Annotated in this window: 23 protein-coding genes; 8 read left to right on the plus strand and 15 right to left on the minus strand. The window is 63.4% G+C overall.

The features are described from left to right. Positions 1-4 precede the first annotated feature (4 nt). The 3 genes from NIBR502773_RS00790 to NIBR502773_RS00800 all read left to right on the plus strand — a co-directional run bounded on the left by NIBR502773_RS00790 (position 5) and on the right by NIBR502773_RS00800 (position 2,899). Positions 5-1,639 carry a methyl-accepting chemotaxis protein gene (locus tag NIBR502773_RS00790; RefSeq protein WP_141155077.1) on the plus strand — a complete coding sequence of 545 codons (1,635 nt, stop codon included), beginning with the start codon at positions 5-7 and terminating at the stop codon, positions 1,637-1,639. A 178-nt stretch (positions 1,640-1,817) separates the two neighbouring features. Next, positions 1,818-2,381, plus strand: coding sequence for a nicotinamide riboside transporter PnuC (pnuC, locus tag NIBR502773_RS00795; RefSeq protein ID WP_115486146.1), 564 nt, complete (start codon positions 1,818-1,820; stop codon positions 2,379-2,381). Further along, positions 2,378-2,899 carry an AAA family ATPase gene (locus NIBR502773_RS00800; RefSeq protein ID WP_092489195.1) on the plus strand — a complete coding sequence of 174 codons (522 nt, stop codon included), beginning with the start codon at positions 2,378-2,380 and terminating at the stop codon, positions 2,897-2,899. The genes pnuC and NIBR502773_RS00800 overlap by 4 nt, the downstream gene beginning before the upstream one ends. A 90-nt stretch (positions 2,900-2,989) precedes the next feature. Here NIBR502773_RS00800 and ggt read toward each other — a convergent pair whose 3' ends face one another. The 10 genes from ggt to NIBR502773_RS00850 all read right to left on the minus strand — a co-directional run bounded on the left by ggt (position 2,990) and on the right by NIBR502773_RS00850 (position 14,725). Further along, positions 2,990-4,714, minus strand: coding sequence for a gamma-glutamyltransferase (ggt, locus tag NIBR502773_RS00805; RefSeq protein ID WP_141155078.1), 1,725 nt, complete (start codon positions 4,712-4,714; stop codon positions 2,990-2,992). A gap of 92 nt (positions 4,715-4,806) precedes the next feature. Beyond that, positions 4,807-7,509, minus strand: coding sequence for a cystathionine beta-lyase (metC, locus tag NIBR502773_RS00810; RefSeq protein ID WP_141155079.1), 2,703 nt, complete (start codon positions 7,507-7,509; stop codon positions 4,807-4,809). Positions 7,510-7,665: 156 nt separating this feature from the next. Continuing rightward, the gene (locus NIBR502773_RS00815) at positions 7,666-8,259 is read right to left on the minus strand and encodes a cysteine dioxygenase (RefSeq protein ID WP_092489207.1); all 594 of its coding nucleotides are present in this window, start codon (positions 8,257-8,259) and stop codon (positions 7,666-7,668) included. Between the two features lie 16 nt (positions 8,260-8,275). Next, positions 8,276-9,100 (minus strand): amino acid ABC transporter ATP-binding protein, encoded by an 825-nt coding sequence (locus tag NIBR502773_RS00820; RefSeq protein WP_141155080.1) that lies wholly within the window; start codon positions 9,098-9,100, stop codon positions 8,276-8,278. Further along, a complete protein-coding gene (locus NIBR502773_RS00825; protein ID WP_141155081.1) occupies positions 9,087-9,770 on the minus strand; it encodes an amino acid ABC transporter permease in 684 nt (227 codons plus the stop codon). Before NIBR502773_RS00825 ends, NIBR502773_RS00820 begins: the two co-directional genes overlap by 14 nt. After that, entirely contained in the window at positions 9,760-10,485 is a 726-nt protein-coding gene (locus NIBR502773_RS00830; protein WP_027607919.1) for an amino acid ABC transporter permease, read from the minus strand. Before NIBR502773_RS00830 ends, NIBR502773_RS00825 begins: the two co-directional genes overlap by 11 nt. Continuing rightward, a complete protein-coding gene (locus tag NIBR502773_RS00835; RefSeq protein ID WP_141155082.1) occupies positions 10,482-11,684 on the minus strand; it encodes an aminotransferase class I/II-fold pyridoxal phosphate-dependent enzyme in 1,203 nt (400 codons plus the stop codon). The genes NIBR502773_RS00830 and NIBR502773_RS00835 overlap by 4 nt, the downstream gene beginning before the upstream one ends. After that, the gene (locus tag NIBR502773_RS00840; protein ID WP_141155083.1) at positions 11,681-13,102 is read right to left on the minus strand and encodes an FAD-binding oxidoreductase; all 1,422 of its coding nucleotides are present in this window, start codon (positions 13,100-13,102) and stop codon (positions 11,681-11,683) included. Before NIBR502773_RS00840 ends, NIBR502773_RS00835 begins: the two co-directional genes overlap by 4 nt. Beyond that, positions 13,095-13,901, minus strand: coding sequence for a transporter substrate-binding domain-containing protein (locus tag NIBR502773_RS00845; RefSeq protein ID WP_115486155.1), 807 nt, complete (start codon positions 13,899-13,901; stop codon positions 13,095-13,097). Before NIBR502773_RS00845 ends, NIBR502773_RS00840 begins: the two co-directional genes overlap by 8 nt. A 2-nt stretch (positions 13,902-13,903) precedes the next feature. Next, positions 13,904-14,725, minus strand: a complete 822-nt coding sequence (locus NIBR502773_RS00850; protein WP_141155084.1) for a transporter substrate-binding domain-containing protein — start codon at positions 14,723-14,725, stop codon at positions 13,904-13,906. Positions 14,726-14,968: 243 nt separating this feature from the next. Here NIBR502773_RS00850 and NIBR502773_RS00855 point away from each other — a divergent pair, with 243 nt between their 5' ends. Then, positions 14,969-15,820 carry a LysR substrate-binding domain-containing protein gene (locus tag NIBR502773_RS00855; protein ID WP_370671275.1) on the plus strand — a complete coding sequence of 284 codons (852 nt, stop codon included), beginning with the start codon at positions 14,969-14,971 and terminating at the stop codon, positions 15,818-15,820. Positions 15,821-15,898: 78 nt separating this feature from the next. Further along, positions 15,899-17,044: a MalY/PatB family protein gene (locus NIBR502773_RS00860; RefSeq protein WP_141155085.1), complete on the plus strand. Its 1,146-nt coding sequence runs from the start codon at positions 15,899-15,901 to the stop codon at positions 17,042-17,044. Positions 17,045-17,091: 47 nt separating this feature from the next. Here the strand turns inward: NIBR502773_RS00860 and NIBR502773_RS00865 are convergent, their stop codons facing one another. Beyond that, on the minus strand, positions 17,092-17,307 hold the full coding sequence (locus NIBR502773_RS00865) for a molybdopterin-binding protein (protein WP_003173733.1): 216 nt from the start codon (positions 17,305-17,307) through the stop codon (positions 17,092-17,094). 341 nt (positions 17,308-17,648) lie between these two features. Between NIBR502773_RS00865 and NIBR502773_RS00870 the strand changes: the two genes are divergently transcribed. Genes NIBR502773_RS00870 through NIBR502773_RS00880 form a run of 3 tightly spaced genes read left to right on the plus strand, consistent with a single transcriptional unit; the run spans position 17,649 to position 20,171 of the window. After that, positions 17,649-18,620, plus strand: coding sequence for an aliphatic sulfonate ABC transporter substrate-binding protein (locus NIBR502773_RS00870; protein WP_141155086.1), 972 nt, complete (start codon positions 17,649-17,651; stop codon positions 18,618-18,620). Positions 18,621-18,630: 10 nt separating this feature from the next. After that, complete coding sequence (locus NIBR502773_RS00875) at positions 18,631-19,458, plus strand: ABC transporter permease (protein ID WP_141155087.1); 828 nt, start codon at positions 18,631-18,633, stop codon at positions 19,456-19,458. After that, positions 19,455-20,171 carry an ABC transporter ATP-binding protein gene (locus NIBR502773_RS00880; protein ID WP_141155088.1) on the plus strand — a complete coding sequence of 239 codons (717 nt, stop codon included), beginning with the start codon at positions 19,455-19,457 and terminating at the stop codon, positions 20,169-20,171. Before NIBR502773_RS00875 ends, NIBR502773_RS00880 begins: the two co-directional genes overlap by 4 nt. 446 nt (positions 20,172-20,617) lie before the next feature. On the opposite strand, the gene NIBR502773_RS00885 is transcribed toward NIBR502773_RS00880, so the two are convergent. The 4 genes from NIBR502773_RS00885 to NIBR502773_RS00900 all read right to left on the minus strand — a co-directional run bounded on the left by NIBR502773_RS00885 (position 20,618) and on the right by NIBR502773_RS00900 (position 24,295). Then, a complete protein-coding gene (locus NIBR502773_RS00885; protein WP_141155089.1) occupies positions 20,618-21,535 on the minus strand; it encodes a DUF4880 domain-containing protein in 918 nt (305 codons plus the stop codon). Beyond that, positions 21,532-22,050 carry a sigma-70 family RNA polymerase sigma factor gene (locus tag NIBR502773_RS00890; RefSeq protein ID WP_027607930.1) on the minus strand — a complete coding sequence of 173 codons (519 nt, stop codon included), beginning with the start codon at positions 22,048-22,050 and terminating at the stop codon, positions 21,532-21,534. Before NIBR502773_RS00890 ends, NIBR502773_RS00885 begins: the two co-directional genes overlap by 4 nt. A 91-nt stretch (positions 22,051-22,141) precedes the next feature. After that, positions 22,142-22,759 (minus strand): LpxA family transferase, encoded by a 618-nt coding sequence (locus tag NIBR502773_RS00895; protein WP_141155090.1) that lies wholly within the window; start codon positions 22,757-22,759, stop codon positions 22,142-22,144. A 90-nt stretch (positions 22,760-22,849) separates the two neighbouring features. Then, positions 22,850-24,295 carry a mechanosensitive ion channel family protein gene (locus NIBR502773_RS00900; protein WP_141155091.1) on the minus strand — a complete coding sequence of 482 codons (1,446 nt, stop codon included), beginning with the start codon at positions 24,293-24,295 and terminating at the stop codon, positions 22,850-22,852. Positions 24,296-24,335: the final 40 nt, after the last annotated feature.

A 24,335-nucleotide genomic window follows, 5' to 3' on the forward strand; every position in this document is an offset into this window, starting at 1 on the left:
GACGATGAACAGTTTGCGCAATATGTCGATCAGCCGACGCCTCTGGATGATCCTGATCGTCGCCGTGCTGATGCTGATGGCCCTGGGTTTGCTGATGCTCAAGCAGATCCACGACGACCTGTACCAGGCCAAGCGCCAGCAGACCCAGCACGTGGTCCAGACCGCCAGCGGGATCCTGACGTTTTATCACAGCCTCGAAACCACCGGGGTTATGACCCGCGAAGCGGCGCAAAAACAAGCCCTGAGCGCAGTGCGCGGCTTGCGCTATGACCACGACGACTATTTCTGGATCAATGACCTCACCCCCGTGATGATCATGCACCCGGCCAACCCCAAGCTGGACGGCCAGAATCTCTCGGCCATCCGCGATCCCGACGGGTTTGCCGTGTTCAACGAGTTCGTGATCCTGGCCAAGGCCAAGGGTGCCGGCATCATCAACTACCGCTGGCCGAAGCCGGGTGCGGAGGCGCCGGTGGCGAAAACCTCGTATATCCAGTTGTTCGAGCCGTGGGGCTGGATCATCGGCTCCGGCGTGTACGTGGACGATGTGCAGGCCGAGTTCAACAGCCAAGTGTGGAAGGCCTCGCTTATCGTCCTCGGCATCGCACTGGTGATGGCCCTGCTCGTATCGCTGATTGCCCGCAGCATCGTGCGCCCCTTGCAGGATGCGGTGAATGCCATGGGCAATATCGCCAGCGGCGAAAGCGACCTGACCCGCAGCCTCGACGCCCACGGCCGCGACGAAGTCACCCAGCTGTCCCAGCACTTCAACACCTTCACGGCCAAGCTGCGCCAGGTCGTCAGCCAGTTGCAGGTGTGCGCCAACGCCCTGGGGCAGTCGTCCACGGAACTGGGCAACAACGCGACCCAGGCCCACGACCGCAGCCAGCAGCAGTCCCAGCAGATGGAACTGGTGGCCACCGCCATCAATGAAGTCACCTACGGCGTGCAGGACGTGGCCAAGAACGCCGAACACGCCGCCAGCGAAATGCGCGATGCCCAGGCCCAGGCGCAGCAAGGCCAGGTCAATATCGACAGCAGCCTGCAGCAGATCGACCAACTCTCCACCACCATCAGCCAGGCCGTGGAAGTGATCCGCACCTTGTCCAGCGAAAGCACGCAGATCGGTGGTGTGTTGGAAGTGATCCGCTCCATCGCCGACCAGACCAACCTGCTGGCCCTCAACGCCGCCATCGAAGCGGCGCGCGCCGGGGAACAAGGCCGTGGTTTTGCCGTGGTGGCCGATGAAGTCCGCCTGCTGGCCCAGCGCACGCAGAAATCCACCGCCGAGATCCAGGCGATGATCGAGCGCCTGCAAGGTCACTCGGAAGCCGCGGTCAAGGTGATCAGCGACAGCCACAGCGCCTCGCAACTGACCATCGAACAAGCCGGCCAGGCCGGTGCCAGCCTCACTGCCATCGGCCAGGCGCTGCACAACCTCAACGGTTTGAATGCCTCGATTGCCAGCGCTACCCTGCAACAGGCCCATGTGGTGGAAGACATCAACCAGAACGTCACCCAGGCTGCGAGCCTGTCCCACAGCACCGCAATGGCGGCCGAGCAGTCCAACGTGGCCAGCGTGCATTTACGCGGGCTGAGCGAGCAGCTCGACGGCCTCTTGCGCCAGTTCAAGGTCTAACACTGCTCCAAATGTGGGAGGGGGCTTGCCCCCGATGGCGATACATCAGTCTGCATATGTGCAGCTGACCCTCCGCTATCGGGGGCAAGCCCCCTCCCACATTTGCCTTACTGTGTTTTGAAGATTGCTGGCCTCTGGTTACAATCCCCGCCCTCTCCCACTCTCCCAAGGAACCGCCATGTCCGGGCTTGAACTGTTCGCCGCCGCCCTGGGGGTGATCGCTGTCTGGCTGACGGTCAAGCAAAACCCCTGGTGCTGGCCCATCGGCCTGGTGATGGTGTTGCTGTACACCTGGGTGTTCTATGACGTGAAGCTCTATTCCGACATGCTGCTGCAAGTGGTCTACGCCGCCCTGCAAGTCTACGGCTGGTGGCAGTGGACCCGCGCCGGCGAGGTCAGGCAAGGGCGCCAGGTCACCCGCCTGGGTTGGCCGGCAATCATGACCAGCATGACCATCGGTGCGGTCGGCAGCCTGCTGCTGGGCGCTGCGATGGCGCACTGGACCGATGCCGCCCAGCCCTGGCTCGACGCCGCCCTCACCGGTTTCAGCCTGGTGGCGCAACTGTGGATGGCGCAGAAACGCGTGCAATGCTGGCCGCTGTGGATTGCCGTGGACGTGATTTTTGTCGGGCTGTTCCTCTACAAAGGCTTGTACCTCACCGCTGCGCTCTATGCCCTGTTCACCGTGATCGCCGTGCAAGGCTGGCGTGAATGGCGCGCCGACCCGGCGTTACGCGCATGAAGGTGGTGGTCCTGGCCGGTCCCGAGTCCAGCGGTAAAAGCTGGCTGGCTGCCGAGCTGCACGCGCATTTCGGTGGGCTGATGGTCGGTGAGTACGTGCGGTATTTCATCGACCGGCACCAGCGCGACACCCACCTGGGGGATATCCCGGCCATCGCCCACGGCCAACTGGCCTGGGAAGATGCCGCCCGCGCCCGGCAGCCGCGCCTGCTGGTCCTCGACACGCACCTGCTGACCAACAGACTCTGGAGCCAGACCCTGTTCGGCGACTACCCGGCATGGCTCGACGACGAACTGCTGGCGCGGCATTACGACCTGCACCTGCTGCTGTCGCCGGATGATGTGGAATGGACCGCCGACGGCCAGCGCTGCCAACCGGAACTGGCCGACCGCCAGGCGTTTTTCCAGGACAGCCTGGCGTGGATGCAGGCGCATCGACAGGCGGTGGTGGTCATCAGGGGGAGTTGGGAGGAGCGCCGCACCGCCGCGTTTGCTGCGGTAGAACAGCTGTTGTGGTGAGCGGGCTTGCCCCGCGCTGGGTGGCGAAGCCGCCCCAATAAAAACACCGCAGCCTGCCAGACAGGACGCGGTGTTTGGTTTTAGGGGGGGTTAGTAGCCCAGCGACAGGCCGGTATTACGACGCGGGTCATTCGCCCCATAGAAGCGGTTGTTACCCACCGGCTTGCCCTCCAGGGACGGTGCGCCCACCAGGATCGCCGCCAAGTGGTTGGCGTCCTGCGGCCCGGCAAACTTGTGGCCCCAGCTTTCCAGAATCTTCTGGGTGTCCGGGCTGACCGCGAAGGTCTCCAGGTTGGTGGTTTCCGGCATCCATTGCTGGTGGAAACGCGGCGCGTCCACGGCTTCCTGGATATTCATCTTGTAGTCGATGACATTCAGGATGGTCAGCAGGGTCGCGGTAATGATGCGGCTGCCACCTGGCGTACCTACGACCATCACGGCCTTGCCGTCCTTGGTCACGATGGTCGGGCTCATCGACGACAGCGGCGCCTTGCCCGGTGCGATGGCGTTGGCTTCCCCCTGCACCAGGCCGTACATGTTCGGCACCCCGACCTTGACGGTGAAGTCGTCCATTTCATCGTTGAGGATCACCCCGGTCTTGCTCGCCATCACGCCCGCACCGAACCAGTCGTTAAGGGTGTACGTGACAGAGACCGCGTTGCCCCACTTGTCGACGATCGAGTAGTGCGTGGTGTTATTGCCTTCGTGCGGCGACACACCCGGCTTGATCGCCTGGGAATCCCCGGCCTTTTGCGGCTCGATGGCGTCACGCAGCTTGGCCGCGTAGTTCTTGTCCAGCAGATGCTCGATCGGGTTCTTCACGAAATCCGGATCGCCCAGGTAGCTGTTACGGTCCACGTAGGCGTGGCGCATGGCTTCGATCTGGTAGTGCAGGCCCTGGGCCGAGTGATAGCCGAGGTCGGCCATCGGGTAGCCTTCGAGGATATTCATGATCTGGCAGATCACCACGCCGCCCGAACTTGGCGGCGGTGCCGAGACCACGTGGTAGCCGCGGTAGTCGCACTCGATGGGCGCCAGTTCGCGGGTCTTGTACTTGTCCAAGTCGGCCTGGGTGATGATGCCCTTGCCGGCCTGGCTGGAATCCACCAGGGCCTTGGCGACCCAACCCTTATAGAAACCGTCGCTGCCCTTGGCGGAGATTTCCTTCAGGGTTTTCGCCAGGTCTTTCTGCACCAGCTTCTGGCCGACCTGCAGCGGCTGGCCGTTGTGCAGGAAAATCCCGCGCATATCCTTGTCTTTTTCGAACTCGCCGGTGGCGGTGTGCAGCAGGTCGATATCGCCCTGCTCCAGGGCAAAGCCGTTTTCCGCCAGCTTGATCGCCGGGGCAATCACCTGGGCGCGCTTGAGGGTGCCGTACTTGCTCAGGGCCAGCTCCATGCCGGACACGGTGCCAGGCACGCCGACCGCCAGGTGTCCCTTGGCACTCAAGCCTTCGACCACATTGCCGGCCTTGTCCAGGTACATATCGGCGGTGGCCGCCAACGGGGCTTTTTCGCGGAAGTCGAGGAAGGTCTTGCGCCCATCCGCCAGTTGCACGGTCATGAACCCACCGCCGCCCAGGTTACCCGCCGCCGGGTACACCACCGCCAGCGCATAGCCGACCGCCACCGCCGCATCCACCGCGTTGCCGCCTGCCTTGAGTACATCCACGCCGACATGCGTGGCCAAATGCTGGGCGGTCACCACCATGCCATTTTCACCGGCCACCGGGGCCTGGGAAGCGGCCTGTACGCCGCTGACGGTCAACACCAGGGCGGTGGCAATCAGTGTGCGGCTGAAGGGTTGGTATTTCATCCATGGCTACTCTGTTTATTGAGATGCACCAAAATAGCCCGTCCCGAATTTAATCCCCAGCGCAATGGCGTTTTTATTACAGAACCTGTCGGTCACAGAACGGCACATGCAAAGCCGCGTTGCAGATCCTCGATCAGCGCGGCCACATCTTCCAGACCGATATGCAGGCGCACCACCGGGTTCAACGCACGGTCGGCCGCACTGTCGCGGTCGCGGGTGTCGGCCACGATGACCAGGCTTTCATAGCCGCCCCACGAAGAGCCCAGGCCAAACAGCTCCAAGCCGTCGATAAACCGCTCGACGTAAGCGGCCTCGGCATTCACCAGTTCAAACGACACCAAGCCATTGCTGCCGGTGAAGTCCCGACGCCACAACTCATGCCCCGGATGCCCGGGCAAGGCCGGGTGGAACACGCGCTTGACCTGGGGTTGCGCCTGCAACCACAGGGCGATGTGCACGGCCTGGCGTTCGTGCACATCCAGGCGCGAGGCCAGGGTGCGGGCGCCGCGCAGGATCAGGTAGGCGTCGTCGGCACTCACCGCGTTGCCCAAGGTGTCGCTCATCCTGCCCAGCGTCGGCCAGGCCGCCTGCGTGGTGCACACACTGCCCATCATCACGTCGCTGTGGCCGCCGAGGTATTTGGTCAGGGCCATGATCGAAATATCCGCGCCCAACGCCAGCGGTCGGTACAGGTAGCCCGAGCCCCAGGTGTTGTCGACGGCGAGCAGGATGTCGCGTGGCTTGCACAACGCGGCAATCGCCGGCAGATCGCACAGCTCATACAACAGTGAGCCCGGTACTTCGGCGTAGACCAGCCGGGTATTGGCTTGCAGTTGCGCTTCCAGCCCCTTGCCATCGGGTGCGAAGTAGCTGACCTCGATGCCGAACGGCTGGAGCAACTCCCGTGCCAGCTTGCGCACCGGGGAGTACACCGCGTCGGTGATCAACACATGATCTCCGGGGCGCAGGTAGGCCAGGAACACCTGGGCCGCTGCCGCCAGGCCCGTGCCGTAGAGCCGCGTGCGAAAGCCGCCCTCCAGCTCGGTGACCAGGTCTTCCAGCGCATGGGAGGTCGGGTTGCCACGCGCGCCGTAGGTCAGCACCCGCTCGCCGTCGCGGCGGGCACGGGCGTCGCGCATCTGCGCCAGGTTGTCGAACAGCACGGTGCTCAGGCGCGTGACGGGTACATTGACGGCACGGCCGCCATGACCTTTTTCGGTACGCGCGGCATGGATCAACCGCGTGCGCACCCGCGACACAGGTACCAGCGGCTTGAGGCTGGCGATTTCTGCTTCGCTCATTTGTGCGAGCAGGCCGATTTCCCAGGCCAGGTACTGGCGCGCGGCGTCCTTGTTGCCGCTGTGACGGTCGTGGGTGAAAAACAGGAAGTCGATACACTCGGCGTCCGGCGGCGTCTGCGGGTCTTGGTTGACCGGCAGGCCGGCCGAGACCCACGCAGCGAAGCCACCGTCAAGCAACCGGGCCGACAGGCCTTCGGCAGCAAAGGCCGCCAATGCCGGGTCATCCGCCACCAGCACCAAGGGACGATGGTCGGTCTTGAGCCGCGCACGAATCGACCAGCGGGAACCGGCAATATGGCCCTTGCGGTAGGCCATGCTCGGGCGCAGGTCGATCAGGTTCACATCGCTCAATTCCAGCGCCAGGGCCTGGGCGCTGATCAGCGGCAACGGCTCATACGCCACCGTCGGCAACACCGGCAGCGCCAGGCCGCTGTCGATACCACCGCTGAGCACATAGGCTTCGTGCCCGAGTTGACGCAGCCAACTGGCGACAATCGGCGCACGCACGCCATCGCTGTCCACCAGCACGATGCGCGCCTGGCGCACGCCGATATACAGGTCGGTGGCCTGGATCAACTGCCCGCCCGGTGTATGCTGCGCGCCTGGCAAGCTGCCCGCGGCAAACTCTTCAGCAGTGCGCACATCACACAAAAATAGACTGCGCTGCGCGTCATCCGCCCATTGTCGAACCTGATCCGCCGATACCGTCACCACCCCTGCCCGCTCGGCCAATTGCCGCGCAGCCAGGCGCTGCCGAGCCAGGTCAGTGCTGACCTGATCGGCATAGCGCCGAGTACTGCCATGTTCCAGCTGGAAATCTTCCAGATACCAGCCCTGGGTCCCGTTTTCCAAGGCATAGACAGGGTTTTTCAGGCCCAGGTTGATCAGGGTCTGGGCGCCGATAATGCTGCGGGTGCGTCCTGCACAGTTGATAACGATGGGCGTGCTTTCATCCGGCACCAGGTCCTGTACGCGGTAGCCCAGCTCACCGTTGGGGCAGCAGATGGAACCGGGGATGGTCATCTTGCGGTACTCCTCGAACGGTCGTCCGTCCAGCACCACCAGCGGCTCGCCGCGCGCCTGCCAATCCGCCAGCTGGCGTGCAGTGACATGGGGCGTGTGACTGGCCTCTTCCACTAACTCACCAAAGGCCTTGGACGGCACATGCACACCGGCAAACAGCTGCAACCCCGCCGCCTGCCAACCCTCGGCACCACCCTCCAGCACATGCACGCGGCGGTAGCCCAGCGCCTGCAAACGCGCTGCAACCAGCGCCGCCACCTCGCCGCCATCCTGGTCATAGATCACCAGCCGCACCTGCGGGTTGGGCGCCAGGCGGCGTACCTCCAGCTCCAGGCGGCTATAGGGCAGGTTCACCCCATGGAACAGGTGGGCTTCGCCGTATTGCCCGTGCTCGCGCACGTCGAACACGGCGATTTCCTGCCCGTCGAACAGCCATTGCTGCAGTTGACGTGGGGTGATGGTCTGGCTCATGGAAGTCCCAACAATTAAGAGAAAAGTGACTGCAACACCAACTGTGGGAGGGGGCTTGCCCCCGATGAGGGCGTGTCAGTTAATCCATCCGGTGACTGACACTCTGCCATCGGGGGCAAGCCCCCTCCCACATTTGATCCGGTTGACACCCCGCGATCAGTAAGCGCGAATAGACGGCGCCATCTGCGAGGCGTTGTAGTTGAGGATGCGGCCGTCCGCGTCCACGCCGTAGCGGCCATTGAGGGATTCCAGCGGCAAGCCATACAGGTGGAAATGCAACGTTGCCTGCTCACCTTCAACCTTGATGCCATGCAGGTCTTCACCGAGGAACGAGATCGACGTGCCCGGCTGCACAATTACTTCTTTCTCCAGGCTCAGGGTGGTGAAGCCCGGCTCGCGACCTTCATCATTGCGTGCATAGACGTAGTTGATCTCCTGGCCCTCCACCGCGCTGATGATCGCCCAGGTCTCATGGTTGTGCGGCAGCGTGCTTTTGCCCGGCAACAGCGAGTTGAGGTACAGGGTCGGCGTATCGCCGTCGTCGTTCAGCCGATAGCGGAACGCGGTGCTGCCCTGCCCTGGCACAGGTGCGGGGAATGCCTCGAAGTTGAACAGGTCGCGGCGCTCGGCCAATTGCTCCAGCAGGCCGACGATGTCCACCAGGGCCGCGCGGTCTACGCCGCGCTGGTTGATGACGCGGATCTGCTGCAAAAACGCCTCGATCACGGCGGCACGGTTTGCGTTGCTCATCACGGTTTTCCTCTTATCAGACTGACAGGCTGTAACGGCTCAAATGGGTCAACAGGTACGGGTCATGGTGGATGGGGCCACGGCGCCCCGAATCGCCCAAGGCATGGCGCAGGAACGTCTGGGTGCGTTCGTTGCCCGGGTTCTGGAAGATCTGCGTGGCGCTGCCATGCTCGACAATCACGCCGTTTTCGGTGAAGTACACGACGTCGCTGATCTCTTCGGCGAAGCGCATTTCATGGGTGACCAGCACGCAGGTCATGCCCTCTTCGGTCAACTCGCGGATCACCGTCAGCACTTCACCGACGGTTTCCGGGTCGAGCGCCGAGGTCACTTCGTCAAACAGGATCAGCTCCGGGCGCATCGCCAGGGCGCGGGCAATCGCCACGCGCTGCTGCTGGCCGCCGGACAACTGGCCGGGGTACGCATCGGCCTTATGCTCCATGCGCACCTTGGCCAGCAGCGCCCGCGCGTCTTTTTCCGCATCGGCACGGCTGCGACCGAGCACCTTGCGCGGGGCGATCACCAGGTTTTCCAGCACCGACAAGTGCGGGAACAGGTTGTATTGCTGGAACACAAAGCCGACGCGCTTGCGCAGCTCGATGCGCTGGGCTTCCTGGACCAGGCTGTCGACCTGGGTCTGATCCACGCGAATGCTGCCGCGCTGGGGCTGCAACAGCCCGGTGATGCAGCGCAGGATCGTCGACTTGCCCGAGCCCGACGGGCCGATGATCGACACGGCCTGGCCGCGCAGCACGTCGAGGTCGATGCCCTTGAGCACCGGGTTGGCGCCGAACGACAGGTGCACATCCCGCAGGCTCACCAGGGGTTCAGTAGAAGGCATAACGGCGCTCCAGGTGTTGGGTCAGGCGGGAAATCGGGTAGCAGTAGGCAAAGAACAGCACCAGCAGGCTCAGGTAGATCACCACGGTAAAGCCGGTCATGTTCACGGTGTTGCTGGCGATCTGCGCGGTATCGATCACATCATGCACGCCCACCAGCGAGGCCAGCGCGGTGCCCATGGTGACTACCGCGTAGAGGTTCATCCACGGCGGCAACATGCGCTTGAAGCACTGCGGCAGGATGATCGAGCGAAACAGCTGGCCACGGGTGAATGCCAGGGACCGCGCGGCTTCCCATTGGGTGCTGGGGATCGAACCGATGGCGCCACGGAAGATTTCCGCGACATTGGCGCTGGCCGGCAAGGCCAGGCCGAGGGTGACCTTGATCCAATCGGGGAACGACACGTAGCTGCTGCCGATCCGGATCTCGAACGGGAACACATAGGTGGTGAAGTAGATCAGCACCAGCCATGGCGCATTGCGAAACACCTGCACCCACAGCCGCGCCACAACGCCCAGGGGCGACAATGCCAATGCACCGATCAACAGGCCCAGCACCGAACCCATGCCAATCGCCAGCAGGCTGATCAGAATATTCTGGCCAAAACCGGCCACCAGCGCCGGCGACCACTGCCACAACGCCGACAGCACGGGAAATGAATCAATGGCCATAGCCGGGCATCCTCAGGCGCGCTTCGAGCCAGCGCCCCACACAATTGACGATAAAACTCAGCAGGCCGAAAAAGCTCAGGATCAGGAGCATCAGCTCCAGCACGTTGTCACTCTGGGTCCAGATCATGATCGCCGCGTAGGTGATGTCGCCCACCGCAATCGCGGAGGCCACGGCGGTCATCTTCACCAGGTCGATCAAGTTATTGATCAGCGACGGCAAGGCGAAGCGCAGCGCCAGGGGCAACTGCACATTCCACAGCAACTGGCGGCGACTGAAGGCCAGGGAGCTGGCGGCCTCCAGCGTGACGGCGGGCACCGCTTCGATGCCGGCGCGCAAGGCCTCGGCATGGAACGCGCCCTTGTGCAGGGAAATCACGATCACCACCCAGGCGAACGGCGTCAGCGGGTTGGCCGCGCCGACCGCCTGGGTCAGCAGCATGTTCAACACCAGGAACGCGCAGTACAGCTGCACCAGCGTCGGCGTGTTGCGCGTGACCTCCACAAACACCCGCGCCGGCTTGGCCAGCCACGGGTTGCCTGAAGTCAGCATCGCCGCCAGTGTGATCCCCGCCAGCAGGCTGCCGAGGATGGTGAACAGGCACAGCAGCCCGGTGGTCAGCGCGCCCTGGACCAGGCTGCCGCGCTGATAGGCGTCGAGCAGGAAGGTGTAGTTCAGGCCGATACGCGCGGCCCAATCGACGAAAAGCTCCATCATTGCAATTTTCCGCAGGCTGTCGCGATACGCCGCCCGGCTTCGGCAACGCTGTCGGTCGCGGTGGCGATGGACAGGCGGAACCACGGCGACAGGCCATAGGCACTGCCCGCCACGCCGGCCACACCTTCCTCCAGCAGCCAGGCCACCACATCGGCATCGTTGTCGATGCGCTGGCCGTCCGGAAGAGAACGCCCCACCAGCCCGGCGCAACGCACGAAGACGAAGAAGCCGCCTTGGGGCTCGAGTACATCCAGTCCATCGATATTTTTCAGCGCCTCGACCAGCATGTCGCGGCGCAATTGATAGGCTGCGACCTGCTCCGCGAGGAAGTCCAACCCGCCGGTAAACGCCGCCAACGCTGCGGCCTGCCCCACCGATGAGGCGCCGGAAGTGGATTGGGATTGCACCACCGCCATGGCGTCGGTGAGGGTTTTCGGCCCCGCCCCAAAGCCGATGCGCCAGCCGGTCATGGCATAGGTCTTGGACACGCCGCCCACCAGCAGGCAGCGCGCCTGCAAATCCGGCGCGACATTCAACAGGCTCTGCGCCGGGCGACCATCGAAGCGGATGTGTTCATACAGCTCGTCCAGCAGGATCAATACGTGGGAATGACGCCGCAGCACCTCGGCCAGCGCCTGCAGCTCGGCTTCGCTGTACACCGCGCCACTGGGGTTGCCGGGGCCATTGAGGATCAGCCAGCGTGTGCGTGCGCCGATGTGCTGCTCCAATTGCGCGGGCAGCAGCTTGCAGCCCTGCTCCAGGCCGCATTCGATAAACACCGGTTCGCCGCCATTGAAACGCACGCTGTCCGGGAAAGACGGCCAATACGGCGTCGGCACCAGCACTTCATCGCCGTCATCCAGGGTGGCGGCGAAGGCATTGAAGATGATCTGCTTGGCGCCATTGGCAATCACGATGGACGCCAGCGGGTAGTCGAGTTGGTTTTCTTCGGCCAGCTTGCGCTGCACCGCGATGCGCAAGGCTTTAACGCCCGGCGTCGGTGTGTATTTGGTCGCGCCGGCAGCGATGGCTGCGCAGGCGGCCTGCTTGATGTGCCCGGGCGTGTCGAAATCCGGCTCGCCGGTGGTGAGGTCGAGGATGTCGCGACCGGCATCGCGCAATTCAGTCGCGCGGGATTTGGCCGCGGCGTTGGCGGACAGCGACACTCGCTGCACACGCCGGGACAGGCGTACGGTCATGGCTGAACCTCGAGGACTTTGCCGGGGTTGAGCAGGTTGTGCGGATCCAGCGCCTGCTTGATGCGGCGCATCAGGTCCAGTTCCACCGGGCTTTTATAGCGGCCGAGCAGGCCGACCTTGCGCTGGCCGATGCCATGCTCGGCGCTGATCGAACCGCCGTGGGCGTGGGCGCTGTCGTGCACCAGCGCGCTCAATTGCGCGTAATGGGCCATATGCGCTTCCACCGTCGAATCCAGCGGATGGGCCACGTTGTAATGCAGGTTGCCGTCGCCCAGATGGCCGAAGGTGAAGTTGCGCACGCCGGGGAAATGTTCCTGGAGCACTGCATCGGTGTGGGCAACGAAGGCCACCACCTGAGAAATCGGCACCGAGATGTCGTGCTTCATGTTGCCCCCGGCACGTTTCTGCGCCTCACTCATGTTCTCGCGCAGCAGCCACAAGGCGTCGCTTTGCGCCAGGCTCTCGGCGATCAGGGCGTCGGCGATCAATGCGTGCTCGAAGGCTTCTCCGAGCACGCGCTCAAAGGCCTCGCGGGCATGGCTCTCGCCGTGGTTGTCAGAGAGTTCAAGCAAGGCAAACCAGGGTTGGCTCGCGCAGCTGAACGGCTGGGGACCGTCAGGGAACTGGTCGCGCAGCAAGGCCAGGCAATCGGCGCTGAGTAATTCGAAAGCGGTGAGATTGGCGCCAAAACCGGCACGGGCGTGGGACAGGAACGCCACCGCCTGGGCCAGCTCATCAAAGGCCAACAATGCGGTGGCCTGGGCCTTGGGCAGCGGGAACAGCTTCAAGGTGGCGGCAGTAATAATGCCCAGGGTGCCTTCGCTGCCGATGTACAGGTCGCGCAAGTCGTAGCCGGTATTGTCCTTGCGCAAACCGCGCAGGCCATCCCATATCTCGCCTTCGGCGGTGACGACCTCCAGGCCCAGGGTCAGCTCACGGGTGTTGCCATAGCGCAGCACGGCGGTACCGCCGGCATTGGTACCGAGGTTGCCGCCGAGGGTGCAGCTGCCTTCGGCGCCCAGGCTCAACGGAAACAGACGGCCGGCCTCGCGGGCCAGGTCCTGGATGTTTTGCAGGATGCAGCCGGCCTCTACCGTGAGGGTGTCATTGTCGGTATCGACATTGCGCACACGGTTCATGCGGTCGAGCAACAGCAACACCGAGCGCCCGCTGGCATCCGGCGTCGCGCCGGCCATCAGGCCGGTGTTGCCGCCCTGCACCACGATGGGCGCTTTCAACGCGACACAGGCGCGCACCACCGCGGCAACTTCTTCGGTATTACCTGGGTGCACCGCCGCAACCACCCGCCCGCTGTAGCGGCCCTGTTTATCGGTAAGGCGGTGCGCCGCCTCATCACTGGTTTGTACATGGGCCGCGCCGAGCAGTTGTTGCAAGGTGGCGAACAGCGCATCACTCATGGCTGAACTGCTCATGCAGGTCGCGCAAGGCCTGGGACGGTGCCATACCGGTGCGCTCGCCGAGGGCGATCAGGAAGCCGCTTTTATGCCAGCCCTTCACGATGGCATCGAGTCTGGCCTGGGTGTCGTGCTCGCCCTTGCGAATCCAGATCACCGATTTCGACGGGATCAAATCGCCAGGCAACGGGATTTCATAACCGGCCCACTCGGCATCGCTGAGCAGCGCATGCATGGTCGGGCTGACATGTACGGCAGCCACGCAACCATTGCCACGCAGCGAGAGCAGCGATTCGGATTGGCTGCGGAACGCCTTGATCTGTGCGCCGTAGGTCTCCTGCAAAGGCTTGATGAAGTTGCTGCCCTGGGACACGCACACCGGCTGGCCCTTGAGGTCGGCCCACTGCTGGATGCCGGCGCCTTTGCGAATCAACGCAGCGCCACCGACTTCTTCATAGGGCGTGGGCACGTAGTCGAGGATTTCGGCGCGCTCTTCGGTGAACTGCATATTGGCGATCAGGATGTCGACCTTGCCCTGTTGCAGGAACTGCACGCGGTTGGGCGCCAGTACCGAGACGGTCCTGGCCTCGACGCCCAGCGCCTGGCCGATGCCTTTGGCCAGCTCGACGTTGTAGCCCAGGTGTTCGCCGGTCTTGGGATCAATGGTGCCGAACGGCGGACCGCTGAGGATCACGCCGACGCTGATGGCGTGGCGTTGCTGGATCTTGTCGAGGGTGGCGTCGGCATGGGCGAGGCCCGCGCACAGGGCCAGGCCGAGTGCGGTGAAGGTTTTCAGGTTCATGCTCAGGCGCCCTTGAACTGGTTCTGCAATTCCACCAGGGCCGGCGATGCCGGGCTGATACGGTTGCGGGTCTGGGCCTCGATCAGCCAGCCGCTGCGGTGCAGTTCCTTGACGATCGGATCGAGCCTGGCCTGGGTGTCATTCTCGCCGCGACGGGTCCAGATCACCGACGGTGCCGGGTTGAGCTCCGGACCAAGGACGCGGTAGTCCTTCCATTCGGCACTGTCGTTGATCAATGGGTTGATCAGGGTAGAGTCGTGCACCGCCGCGACGCAGTTGTTGCCCCGCAGGGCCAGCAGCGATTCGGACGAGCTCTTGAACGCCTTGAGCTGCGCGCCGAACTCGGTCAGCGGCTTGACGTAGCTGCTGCCCTGGGAGGTGCACACGGGTTGGTCCTTGAGGTCTTCCCAGCGGGTGATATTGCTGTCTTTGAGCACCGCAGCCGCACCGCCGACGCGGTAGAACGGCGTCGGCACGAAGCCGAGGATTTCACCGCGTTCGGCGGTCCATTCCATATTGGCGATGAGCAGGTCGACCTTGCCCTGTTGCAGGAACTGCACGCGATTGGCCGGCAATACCGGCACCAGCTGCACCTCGGCCTTGAGTTGACGGCCCAGCTCATTGGCCAGGTCGACGTTCAAGCCCTTGGGCTGCTGCGTGGCCGGATCGATGCTGCCAAACGGCCCGCCGGACAACAACACGCCCACCACCAGCACATGGCGCTGCTCGATCTTGTCCAGGGTCGCATCGGCCTGCGCCGCCACACTGCCGCCCAGGGCGATCATCGACCCCAGGGCCACCGGCAACCATTTCTTCAACATCATTGGACTTCCCCCTGGCGAATGATCGGCGTACCCCGACCTGATGGAGGGGCATGCTAGGGAGAGTGCGCAGGCAACGGAAATGCAAATATCTCATATCGTTATAACTTGCCGTGTCTGCCCCGCCTTCATTTTTGGCATAACCCTTTATTTATTGGCCCACGCAAAAATAATCTTCAGAAAAGCATAAATATCTGTAATGTTTAACTTCACGTCCTTGATATAAAACCGCCCCTGGAAATGGCCATGTCGACCCTCGACCTTGAACTCCTGCGCACCTTTATCGCCGTGGTCGACCACCACAGTTTCGCCGAAGCCGGTACGCACCTGGCGCGCACCCAGTCGTCCGTGACCCAGCATATGCAGCGCCTGGAGCAGCAAGTGGGGGTCAGCCTGTTCGAGAAGCGCGGCCGGCAAAAACAACTGACCGAGCCCGGCCTGCAACTGCTGCGTCATGCGCGGCAGATGCTGGCGCTGAATGACGATGCATTGAATTCCCTGCGCGAGAGCAGCCTGAGCGGTGTGCTGCGCATCGGCTCGCCCCACGATATTGCCGACACCATCCTGCCGCCGATCCTCAGCCATATCGCCCGCTCGGCGCCGCGCCTGCGCCTGGAGATCGACGTGGGCCGCAGTCCGTTCCTGATGGACGACCTGCACCGGGGCAAGGTGGACATGGTGATCTCCACCCGCGCCGACCCGAACCTGGAAGGCTTTGCGCTGCGTACGTCGCCGGTGTGGTGGATCTGTTCGGCGCAGTACATCCACCAGCCGAGCGAACCGCTGCCGCTGATCCTGGTGGATGAGCCGAGCATCTATCGGCGTTACGCACTGGAAGCACTGGAACGGGCGAACATTCCCTGGCGCCAGGCGTACCTGGCCTCGAACCTGATCGGGATTAAAGCGGCCACTCGCGCGGGCCTGGGCGTGACGCCGCGCAGCATGGAAATGCTCGGCCCGGACATGCGCGTGCTGGGCGAAACGGATGGGTTGCCGAGGTTGCCGGAGGTCACGTATTACCTGTGGATTCGGCCGAATACGGCGAACCCGATTGCGCGCAAGGCGTATGACTTGATTCGGGGCAGCCAGGGCCTGTAAAGACGGGGCTGGCATCTGGATTTTATCCCGTTAGAATCATCGCCATTCCCGCCTGCCCTCCCTGACACGAGCCCCTTCATGAGCTTTGATTTCGATACGATCCACCCCCGACTCGGCACTGGCAGCACCAAATGGAATCGCTACCCGGCCGATGTGTTGCCGATGTGGATCGCCGACATGGACATCGCCGCGCCGCCCGCCGTGCTGCAGGCCCTGCACGCACGCCTCGACCAGCAGATTCTCGGCTACAGCGTGGCCGGCCCGGATGTACGCGAGGCCATCGTGGCCGACCTGTGGGCCAAGTACGCCTGGCGCGTGCGGCCCGACGACCTGCTGTTCCTGCCTGGTGTTGAGCCTGGCTTCAATATGGCGCTGCACGCCTTCGTCCAACCGGGCCAGCCGGTGGTGCTGCAAACCCCCAACTACCGGCCGATTCGCCTGGCGCCCGGCCACTGGAACCTGCCGCGCATCGAAGTACCGTTCGAATTGAACAACGCTGAATACATCACGCCAATGCCCGCCCTGCGCAAGGCCCTGACCGGCGCCGGCGCACTGCTGCTGAGCAACCCGCACAACCCCATCGGCAAGGTCTTCCCCCGTGAAGAACTGCTGGCCCTGGCCACTGCCTGCCTGGAAAACGGCGCGCTGATCATCAGCGACGAAATCCACGCCGAACTGTGCTTCGACGGTCGCCGCCACATCCCCACCGCCAGCCTCAGCCCGGAGATTGCCCAGCGCACCATCACGCTGATGTCGGCGAGCAAGGCCTACAACGTGGCCGGCCTGAAGACCTGCTTTGCGGTGATCCAGAACGCCGAGATCCGCGAGCGCTTCAACCAGGCCCGCTGCGGCATGGTCGACAGCGTCAGCCCCCTGGGCCTGGAAGCCACCCGCGCCGCCTACAGCCAGTGCGGCGCATGGCTCGACGCGCTGAAGCACTACCTGCAAGCCAACCGCGATTACCTGCTCGATGCCGTGCAAACCCGCTTGCCCGGCGTGGTGATGCATGCGCCGCAAGGCACCTTCCTCGCCTGGCTGGATTGCAGCGCCCTGGGCCTGGACGACCCACAGCAGTTCTTCCTGGAGCAGGCCAAGGTCGGGCTGAGTGCGGGGATCGAATTCGGTGACGACAGCCAGCAGTTCGTACGCCTGAACTTCGGCTGCCCACGGGCTTTGCTGGAAGAGGGTCTGCAACGTATGGAGCGTGCGCTGCAGCAGCGCTGAGGCAGGCTTTATGGATGGGGGAGCGGCGCTCCCACATCCGGTGGGTGTCACAGCTTGGCGATGGACACTTCGGTGGACTTCACAAAGGCAATCACTTCGCTGCCCACCTTCAATTCCAGGTCACGCACCGAGCGGGTGGTGATCACCGAGGTGACGATGCCGGACGCGGTTTGCACGTCGATTTCGGACACCACCTCCCCCAGCAGAATTTCCTTGATCACGCCCTTGAACTGGTTGCGCACGTTGATCGCTTTAATGGTCATGTCGGCTTTCCTTTTGGCTGTTGGGTCAATCCGCACGAATGCGCAGGCCTTCAAAGTGCGCTATCGCGTAGAACATTAAAAGGAATATATAACTCTTTATTTATTCCATAAAAACATATGCGCACTGTTGCCTCACCAACAGCCGATCAACAATTTGCTCCCCCCCGTAGCAGCTGCGGATTTGGATAAGGCGATATTTACGGTTAAGACGATATCTACGCGGGGTAGCGGTGACCTTGGCATAGAGACTGCATATTCCTGTAAAGCATGATGACACATTAAAAATCATCTTTCTGAATATAAGAAAAGCCTTCTCTCAACGCCTTGTCCGGAGCTGTTCCATGAAACCCTTCACCCAGCGTCTACTCGGCGCCTGCGCCCTCATCCTGAGCCTGCAGGCGCATGCCTATGCCGCCGAAACCGATCCCGCCGAAGTCAACCTCGACTACGCCTACTACTCGCCGGTCAGCCTGGTGCTCAAGCACTTCGGCTGGCTGGAACAGGCCCTGCCCCACAGCAAGGTCGGCTGGGTACTCAGCCAGGGCAGCAACCGCTCCCTGGAATACCTCAACAGCGGCGGCGTGGATTTCGCTTCGTCCGCCAGCTTGTCCGCCGTGTTGAGCCGCGCCAATGGCAGCCCGATCAAATCGGTGTACGTCTACAGCCGCGCCGAGTGGACCGCCCTGGTGGTGCGCAAGGACTCGCCGCTCAACAGCGTCATCGACCTGAAGGGCAAGAAAATCGCCGCAACCAAAGGCACCGACCCGTACCTGTTCACCCTGCGCAGCCTGCAACAGGCCGGGCTGAAAAATGACGACGTGGAACTGGTGCACCTGCAACACCCGGACGGCCGCACCGCCCTGGAAAAAGGTGACGTGGACGCCTGGGCCGGCCTCGACCCGCACATGGCCGCGAGTGAAATCCAGGCCGGTTCGCGCCTGCTGTACCGCAACAAGGATTTCAACAGCTATGGCGTGGTGAGCGTCACCGAGCAGTTCGCCAAGGCACACCCACAAACCATCACCAAGGTGCTCGGGGCGTATGAAAAAGCCCGGGATTGGGCGGTGAAGCACCCGGATGAATTCGCCAGGTTGCTGGCGGATGAATCCGGCCTGCCGCTGGAAGTGGCCAAGCTGCAATTGTCGCGCACCGATCTGAGCACGCCATTGTTGAGCGCCAAGGATGTGCAGTCGTCGAAGGCGGCGGCGCCGATCCTGGTGTCCGAGGAATTGGTGCGTCGTGGGGTGAATGTGGACCAGGTGATCGATCAACTGATCGACCCTTCGTTCGGCCAAACCCTGTCGAAGCAATAAGGGGCGCGCGATGACCAGCAAAAGCCAGGCATTACCGCTTCCGGTACCTGTGGCCAGCCAGCGCAGCGCCTGGCCACGCCGGTTCAAAGGCCTGGCCTTGCCGGTGCTGATTCTGATGATCCTGGAAGGGGTCGTGCGGGTGGGCTGGCTGCCGTCCTACCAGATGCCGGCGCCCAGCGAGATCGTCGTGACCCTCACCGACCTGGCCGAGGGCGCCTTGTGGAAACACATCAGCGCCAGCCTCGCCCGCGTGCTGCTGGGCTTTGCCATCGGCGCCGGCCTGGCCCTGGTGTTTGCCGCCTGGGTCGGTTTGAGCCGTGAAGCCGAAGCCTATCTGGAGCCGACCTTCGCCGGCCTGCGTTCGATCCCGAGCCTGGCCTGGGTGCCCTTGCTGCTGCTTTGGCTGGGCATCGATGAAACCTCGAAGATTGTGCTGATCGCCATTGGCGCGTTTTTCCCGGTGTACCTCAATGGCGTCGCGGCGATTCGCGATATTGATCGCAAGCTGGTGGAAGTCGGGCAAATGTACGGTTTCAGTCGCCGCCGCCTGGTGCGCCGGATCCTGCTGCCCGCGGCCCTGCCCGGCCTGTTCACAGGGTTGCGCAGTGGCTTGAGCCTGGCGTGGATGTTCCTCGTGGCGGCCGAGCTGATCGCGGCGACCAAGGGCTTGGGTTACCTGCTCAGCGATGGGCGGGAAACCTCACGGCCCGACATTGTGCTGGCCGCCATCATCGTATTGGCGCTACTGGGCAAGATCAGCGACGGCCTGCTCGCGGCGGTGGAGAAACGCTGCCTGGCCTGGCGCGACACCTTCACTGGCCAAGGAGCGGAACAATGAGTACCCAGCCGTTATTGGACATTCGGGTGGAGCGTAAAAGCTTTGCCAGCACCACCGTGTTGAAAGACGTGCGCCTGGCCTTGCAGCCGTGCGAAGCGGTCAGCCTGCTGGGCCCCAGTGGCTGTGGCAAAAGTACCCTGCTGCGGATCGTCGCCGGGTTGGAAAAGGACTTCCAGGGCGAACTGCGCAGCCCTGACGGCGACGTGGCGTTCGTGTTCCAGGAACCGCGCCTGATGCCCTGGCTCACGGTGGAGCAGAACATTGGTTTCAGCGATGACAACCGCTACGACAGGGCCTGGGTCACACAATTGATCGAGGAAGTCGGCCTCAAGGGCTTCGCCCAGGCGCTGCCGAAGGCGTTGTCGGGCGGCATGGCACAGCGGGTGGCGATCGCACGCGGCCTGTATTCACGCCCGCAGGTGCTGTTGCTGGATGAACCGTTCAGTGCGGTGGATGCCTTCACCCGCATGAAGCTCCAGGACTTGCTGCTGCAACTGGCCGCGCACCACGCCATCGCCTTGTTGCTGGTGACCCATGATGTGGATGAGGCGCTGTACCTGAGTGACCGGGTACTGGTGATGGACAACCGGCCCAGCAGCATTCGCCAGGAGCTGACGGTCGACCTGCCGCACCCGAGAGACCGACGTGATCCGTTGCTGGCCCGGCTCAAGGCGCTGGCCTTGACCGAGTTGCAGCGTGCCCACGTGATCTGAGGACTACTCGTAACCTGTGGCGAGCGCACTTGCCCCGCGCTGGGCTGCGAAGCAGCCCCAAAACCAGGCGCTGCGGTTTACCTGATAGAACACAGGGAACCTGATTGGGGCTGCTGCGCAGCCCAGCGCGGGGCAAGCCCGCTCACCACAGCAAGCCCGCTCACCACAATAAGCTTGCGCAGGCTCACCCGATAACCCATTCGAGATTGCACCTCCACGCGCCTAAGTGATCGAGGACTACTCGTAACTTGTGGTGAGCGGGCTTGCCCCGCGCTGGGCTGCGCAGCAGACCCAAAACCAGGCGCTGCGGTTTACCTGACAGAACACAGGGAGCCTGATTGGGGCTGCTTCGCAGCCCAGCGCGGGGCAAGCCCGCTCACCACAGCAAGCCCACTCACCACAATAAGCCTGTTCACCACAACAAGCAGGCTGGCCACAAAACCGCATCACGCCGCCTTGCGCAGGCTCACCCAATAACGGGTTCGAGATTGCACCTCCAACCCCAGGGTCGAGGCCAGCAGGTTGAGGATGCGGTCGGTGTCATCCAGGCGAAAACTGCCGGTCACCCGCAGCGTTTCCAGGCCGGGATCCCAGCGCAATACGCCGGGGCGATAGCGTTCCAGCTCGCGCAGAAAATCCCCCAGCAACTGGTTCTGTGCGGTCAACACGCCGTCGCGCCAGCCTAATTGCAGCACATCGAATGGCACTGAAGCGCCCAGCCCGGCTGCTTTCAACGGCGCTTGCTGGCCACCCTGCAATGTAGTCAAGTTTGCGCGCAAATCACGCACCTGCACCGCGCCCTTGAGCACCGACACCAGGCAGCCGGAAGGCAGTTGCCGCACGCACACCTCGGCCTGGCTGACGAGCAATTGGCCGTAGCGGGTTTGCACCGTCATCACCGCCGCGCCCGGAACGTTCAGCGCCAGCTCACCGTCGACCAGGGTGATGCGCCGTTGTGCCAGGTCCACGTCTACGGCTGTAGCGGTATTGAGTTGCAGGCTGCCACCCTCGGCCAACGGCATGCGTTTGCGTTCGCCAGTGGCGGTGTGCAAGTCGGCACGCCACGTGTCGATGGGCAACTGCCGGCTGATCAGCCAGGCCGCCGGCACCAGCGCCGCCACCCCCAGGGCACGCTTGAGCACGGCACGTCGCCCCGGTTGCGGGCGGTCGAGGCTGGCCATGGCGAGCGCCTGGGGCAAATCGCTGAAACGCTGGCGCAGGGTTTGGGCTCTTTGCCAGGTCTGTTCATGCTGGGGATGGCTGTCGCGCCAGTGCTGCAAGGCGGCGTGATCACGCTCGGTGGCCGCGCCGGATTCGAGCAGCGCCAGCCACTGGGCGGCGGCGCGCGCGACGTCGCGGCTCACAGCTCCACCAGCAAACAATGCTCGTAGGCCTGGGCCATGTAGCGCTTCACCGTACGTTCGGACACGTCAAGGCGCTCGGCAATCTCGCGGTAACCCAGGCCTTCCAGCTGGCTCCATAGAAACGCACGGCGCACCAGCACGGGCAAGCCGTCGAGCAATTCATCCAGGGCTTGCAGGGTTTCCAGCACCAGCCAGCGCTGTTCGGGCGACGGCACACAGGTGTCGGGCAAGGTGGCCAGGGCATTCAGATACGCCTGTTCGAGGCTGCGGCGCTGATGGAAATTCACCAGCAGGCGCTTGCCCACCGTTACCAGGTAAGCCCGGGGTTCCTGCATCTGCGCAATCGGCTGCGCACTGGCAAGCACCCGCAGGAACGTATCCTGGCTCAGGTCGGCCGCATCCCAGGCATTACCCAGGCGCCGCCGCAGCCAGCTTTCCAGCCAACTGCGATGGTCACGGTACAAGCTCGATAGCGTCAGTTCAGGAGCGTGCGTGGGGACAACAGCATCATTCATGGCAACAACCTGCACGGCGCGATTGAGTCTCAAATGAGATTCATTCTATTTAATATCGTGCCGGGACACCATGATCTTTTCAACTTCGCGTTTATACGGACGCCTCGGCATCAAACACCCGCCCACGCCCCACGACACTGCCTGGCACCAACAGCGCCCCAGGCGCCAGCACCGCGTTAGCGCCGATCCGGCATTGATCCCCCAGCAAAGCGCCGAACTTGTCGCAGCCGCTGCGCTGCAATACCCCGTCAACCCGTACCAGCACTTCCTTGTCGTCCCGCTCGTTGCGGTAGTTGGCGATGATACTTCCCGCCTCGAGGTTGACCCCATGGCCCAGCACTGAATCACCGACAAAGTTGAAGTGAGCCAGTTTGCTGCCGCTGAACATGAAGGTGGTTTTCAGTTCGGCGCCGGGGCCGATGATGCAGTGCTCATCCACCCAGCACCCACCGCGCAGCAGCGAGCCGCTGGCGATAAAGCAATGGGCGCCGATGATCAGGGGCGGCTTGAGCAAGGCACCGGGTTCGACGATGGCGGTACGGTGGATGGCGACTTCGGCCTTCACGCTGTACTCGTCGGCCGGCAGTTCGGCGAGCATCTGGCGAACAACGGCCGGCGCCTGGGCGACCAGGGCCCAGGGCGCCAGGCCGGCCCACGGGGCCAGGGGAGATTGAGCAAGGTTGGCAATGTAGTCGGCGAGTCGAATCAAGGTCGAGCCCTCATGTGGTCAGAGACAGTCAAGAAACCCCGCATTGGCGATCATTCGACCTCGAGTACAGCACTTCCAGGCCCTCGCCTCTCACAGACCGCGCTTGCGCAACCACTGCAAAAAGCCCTTCTTCACCGGCACCACCGGCGCTTCCTGGGTCAGGACCTGGGCGGCGTGCAGGCGGAAATCCAGCAGCGCCTTCATCGCCTCACCGATGTCGTGGCGCGCGTCCAGGCACGGTTTCAAGTATTCATTCTCGATGCGGTACAGCGTGCAGAAGGTCTTGGCGGAAAAGTCCGCCAGCGCAGCCTGGTCGGACAGAATCCCAGCCTCGCCAATCACTTCTCCCGGCCCCATGCGCCCGGCTTCGAATACGTGGCCGCCCTTGGTCAACATCACCGAAACCACGCCGGACTCGACAATAAACAAATGATCGCTGACCTCCCCCGCCGGCAGGATCATCTCGCCAGCGCGGTAGGTGTGCAGGGTCATGTTCTGGCTGAAGGTGTCCTTCTCTTCCTGGCGCAGGGTGGAGAAAATCGACGAACGCTCCAGCAACGCCCGCGCGGCGGACATGGCCGGTGGCGCGCTGCTCTCGGTGGCGGACAGCACGCCCACGCCCGCTGCTTGCAGGTGCCGGAACGCCAGGTCATAGAGCTGGTTGCGCACCTCGCGCTTGAGGGCCATGGCCGGCACGAAGCCGCTGATTTCATACTCCACACCGCCACTGGCGGAGGTCTTGAATGCCACGCTCGGCGCCGGCTTGGCCAACAGGGGCCGGCACCCCTGCATCGCACGCTCCAGTGCCTCGATCACGGTTTGCGGACGTGCATGGGGGCTGACCTGCAGGCTGACCGCCAGGCCGAACATATCCGCCGGGCGCGAAAAGTTGATGATCTTGGCCTTGGCGGCCAGGGAGTTGGGAATCACCGCCAGGCTGCCCTGGGAGGTTTGCAGGCGCGTGGCGCGCCAGTCGATGTCGGTGACCCGCCCTTCGGTGCCGTCGATGGAGATCCAGTCATCGATCTGATAAGGCTTGGTGGTGTTGAGCACGATCCCGGAAAACACATCGCTGAGGGTACTTTGTAACGCCAGGCCGACGATGATCGCCACCGCGCCGGAGGTGGCCAACACGCCCTTGACCGGCAGGTCGAGCACGTAGGCCATGGCGGCGATGATCGCGATGAGGAAAATCACCGCGCCCATCAAGTCCTGCAACAACCGCCCGGTGTGACCCACCCGCTGCATCATCACCGCGCCCAGCAACACCGTCAGCGTGCGCGCCGCAAACAGCCACCAGCCGATCTGCAGGGCCGTGGCGGCCAGGTGCAAGGCGGTACTGTCGGCATAGGGTGCAAGTTGCATGGGGTTCATGCCGTCGTTGAACAGCACGGCACTGAACACGGCAAAAATCGCCAGTCGCGCAGCCAGCTTCCAATTGGCCAGGTCGGCAGAGATCAGTCGCCACACAGCGATGTCGATAAAGATCAGCGCCACGGCGCACAGCATCGGGTGATCAGCGATAAATGAGGGCATCCAGGCGACTCCAGGGCGAATGACGGGAAGATCGCATGAA

Origin of the sequence: Pseudomonas sp. NIBRBAC000502773 (assembly GCF_006517195.1) — a bacterium.
Classification (GTDB): Bacteria; Pseudomonadota; Gammaproteobacteria; order Pseudomonadales; family Pseudomonadaceae; genus Aquipseudomonas; species Aquipseudomonas marginalis.